Consider the following 2,352-nt stretch of genomic DNA (forward strand, 5'->3'; position numbering starts at 1 on the left):
GGCCGTGACCTCGGCGGGGGCCTTGACGGTGACGCCCTTCGGCGCGCGGACGGTCAGCTTCTGCTTCACCGCGCCCGGGCGCTGGTTGATCACGCGGGCCTCGACGACCGCGGGCGCCCCGCCGGCCTCCGCCGTCGCCTCCGCGTGGGTGAGCTCGAAGTGGGTGGCGGCGGTGTCGGCGAACCACGGGGTGATCTCGTGGATCGCGGCCGGCCGGGTCGGGCCCGACCAGACCAGCCGCAGGGCGTCGGCCCGGACGCCCTTGCCCGGCAGCTGCGTCCAGCCGCTCGCCGAGAGGGCGCCCAGCGGCTGCCAGCCCTTGTCGGGAGTGTGCGCCTCGACCGTGCCGCGTGCGCCGGGAGCGGCCGCGGTGAGCACGGTGACGGCGGTCATCGGGTGGGGTTCGCGCAGCTTCACGGTCAGTGGGCCGTCCGCCGGGGCGGGGACGGTCGTCGTCGGGTCGCCGTCGGTCACCGCGCCGGACGTGCGCAGCGGGCGGTCGATGCCGAGCCAGCCGTTGGCGCGGGCGAGGGCCTGCTGGAGGAAGGGCGTCAGCACGCCGGCGCCCACGGTCACCTGTTCGGAGGTGATCCGGTCGCGCAGTCGCAGCACGTCGAGCTCCGCGCGCCAGGCGTCCGCGCCGTCGCCGCGCGCCTGCGCGGTGAGCATGTCGACGGTGCGCAAGCCCGCCTCGCCGTGCCGCGCCAACTGCCGCGCCCACGGCCGGACCTCGACGCCCAGCGTGCTCGTGAGCCGGCCGGGCGCGTCCGCCATGATGCGGAAGGCGGCGCGCAGCTTGTCCGCCGCGGTCTTCAGCCGGTCGGCGTCGGTGCCGGAGAGAGCGGTCCAGAAGTCGTCCATCAGGGGGCGCAGATACGCCGACTCCTGGCCGCCGAGGACCGATGACGCGTCGTTCGCGGCCAGTGCCCGCAGGGCCTCGCGGGCCTTCGGGTCGGCGCCCGCGAGGTCGTCGACCGCGGCCTTCCACGACTCCTCCGGGCGGTAGCCGCGCGGGTTCCAGGCGTAGTCGGCGGTGGTGAACAGCGGGATGCGGGACGCGGTGGGCTGCGCCGAGGCGTTGGCGAGCAGCGCGGCCGAGCCGACGGCGACGGCCGGCTCCCGGCCGATGTAGGGGCCGAGGAAGATACGGTCCTGCGCGAAGTCGTTCACCGGATAGTTGTCCATGGTGACGAGCTGGTGCCCGAACGCCGAGCGAGCGGCGGACAGTTCGCCGCCGGTGATGGTCCGCGGCACCACGCCCACGCCCGTCCAGGCCACCTCGACGCGCGGGTCGAGCCGGTCGGCGAGCGCCCGCCGGAACGCCGTCCGGCCGTCCTGGAAGTACTCGGTGGGCAGCAGGGACAGCGGCGCCGCCTCCCCGCCCTTCGCCGCCAGGTGTTCGGCCAGCGCGCCCGCCACCTTCGCCTGCGCCTCCGCCGCGGCCTTCGGCCCGGACCCGAAGGCGTCCCGGTCGGCGCCGCAGTGCCACTCGCTGTAGCTGACGTCCTGGAACTGGAGCTGGAACGCCCGGACGCCCAGCGCCCACATCGCGTCCACCTTGCGCTTCAGCGCCCGCACGTCCTCCGCCGAGGAGAAGCACAGGCCCTGCCCCGGCGCCACCGCCCAGCCCAGCGTCACATGGTTGCGGCGGGCCCGGTCCGCCAGCACGCGGAACTCCTCGCGCCGGTCGGCGGGGTACGGATCGCGCCACTTCGCCTGGCGGTACGGGTCGTCGCCGGGTGCGTACAGGTACCGGTTCAGCTTCGTCCGGCCCATGAAGTCCAGCTGGGCGAGGCGCTGCGGCGACGACCAGGGCTGCCCGTAGAAGCCCTCGGTGATCCCGCGCACGGCCGTCACCGGCCAGTCGCGGATCACGGCGCCGGCGACGGCCGGTCCGCCGTCCCGCCGGACGACGAGTTGGCGCAGCGTCTGCGCGGCGTGGAACAGGCCGTCGTCGCCGACGCCCGCCAGGGCCACCGTCGGCCGGCCGTCGCGCTGCCCGGACGCCAGCCGGTAACCGCCCCGGGGCAGGTCGCCGGCGGCCGGGGCGCCGAGGGCGCGCAGCGCCTCCTCGGCCTGCCGGCCGTCCGCGTACACGATCAGTCCGCGCGGTGGCGGGGTGCCGCCGGGCTGGGCGTCCACGACCGTCCGGGCCCCCGCGCCGCGCAGGATCTCCCGGAGCGCCGACAGGGCGTACGGGTCCGTGCCCGGTTCGGCCATCAGGGTGACCTCGGTGCCCACCGGCACCGGCGCGCCCTGGGCGCGGCCCGACTGCGGGCGCGGCCAGACCGGCGGGAGCGCGACGGCCGCCTCCGGGTCGGCGGCGTCGGGGCTGCCCGCCGCGGGGGCGGC

General features: G+C 76.8%; 1 protein-coding gene. It reads right to left on the minus strand.

Translation table 11 applies throughout. The features are described 5' to 3' along the window. The coding region (locus JNW98_RS08770) for a beta-N-acetylglucosaminidase domain-containing protein (RefSeq protein ID WP_223767543.1) at nt 1-2,352 on the minus strand (2,352 nt) is incomplete at both ends.

It is taken from the genome of Streptomyces huiliensis, assembly GCF_020037025.1.
Lineage (GTDB): Bacteria > Actinomycetota > Actinomycetes > Streptomycetales > Streptomycetaceae > Streptomyces > Streptomyces huiliensis.